Origin of the sequence: Roseovarius litoreus, from assembly GCF_900142765.1 — a bacterium.
In the GTDB taxonomy this organism is placed as follows: domain Bacteria; phylum Pseudomonadota; class Alphaproteobacteria; order Rhodobacterales; family Rhodobacteraceae; genus Roseovarius; species Roseovarius litoreus.
The window spans coordinates 1-1,277 of record NZ_FRCB01000026.1 but is presented as its reverse complement, the minus strand read 5'-3'; the positions used below and the strand labels follow the sequence as shown (position 1 = coordinate 1,277).

The following is a 1,277-nucleotide window of genomic DNA, read 5'->3' as shown; positions in this document are numbered from 1 at the left end:
CCGACATGCCCGCCGAGGCGACCGCATGAGTGCCACGATGAAAGCCATGGTCCTCATGGGCCATGGCGCGTTTGATCAACGCGTCCGGCGCGAAGACCGGCGGAAACCGTTTCAGGGATACGCCTGACCAACCCGTGGCCATCATCGATTAGGAGACGTTCAATGCGCGACAAGACCGTGATGCAGACTTGGGCCGAGCGGGCCAGTGTGGTGCTGCCGGCCGGTGGTTTCGGCAATTTCGACCCTTCGGTTTTCATCCGCGAAGGGAAAGGGTCGCGCGTCTGGGACGAGGATGGACGGGAATATGTCGACTACCTGATCGGGTCGGGTCCGATGCTTCTGGGCCATGGTCATCCCGAGGTGCTGGAGGCCGTGGCCGAGCAACTGCCCAAAGGCATGACATTTTTCGCCAACAACGCGCCGGGTGTGGAGCTGGCCGAAGAGATCTGCCGCGCGGTTGCCTGTGCCGAGCAGGTGCGCTTCCTGTCCTCTGGCGGCGAGGCGGACATGTATGCGATGCGGCTTGCCCGCGCCTATACGGGGCGCGACAAGATCCTGAAGTTCGAGGGCGGATATCACGGCATGTCCGCAGAGGCGCAGATGAGCCTTGCGCCATCGCGGCTGGTAAATTTTCCGCAGGCGGTCCCTGACAGCGCCGGCATCCCCGAAGCGGTGCGGGATGAGATGCTGATCGCCCCCTTCAACGATGCCGAATACCTTGAAAACCTGCTGGCCGAATGGGGCGACCGGGTTGCGGGGATCATCGTCGAGCCCTTGCAGCGCATCATCCCTCCGGCGCCGGGATTCCTAGGGGCGGTGCGTGATCTGTGCGATCGCTACGGTATCGTCCTGATCTTCGACGAAGTCGTGACCGGCTTCCGCTTCGCCTATGGCGGGGCGCAGGAGGCTTACGGCGTGACGCCCGATCTATGCACGCTCGGCAAGGTCATCGGTGGCGGTTTTCCCCTGGCAGCGGTGGCTGGTGGCACGCCGATCATGGACCATTTCGACAAGGCGATCGTCGGGGCCGACAGGTGGCTGATGATGCTTGGCACGCTGTCGGGCAATCCCGTGGCTGCCGTGGCGGGCTTGAAAACGATGGAGATCCTGCGCCGCGATGGCGCTTATGACACGCTTTGCGGCCATGGCGAGCGGCTGCAGGCGATGTTCCGTCGCCATCTGGAGGCCGCAGGCATTCCGCATCGGATCGTCGGCCATCCGACGTTGTTCGACGTCGTCTTCACCGACCGAGACGTGCGGACCTATCGGGATGTGCT

1 protein-coding gene is annotated in these 1,277 nt (G+C 63.6%); it reads left to right on the top strand.

Translation table 11 applies throughout. The features are described 5' to 3' along the window. Positions 1 to 162: 162 nt before the first annotated feature. Positions 163 to 1,277: aspartate aminotransferase family protein (locus F3H35_RS18700; protein ID WP_149781039.1), on the top strand; the 1,115-nt coding region annotated here is incomplete at its 3' end.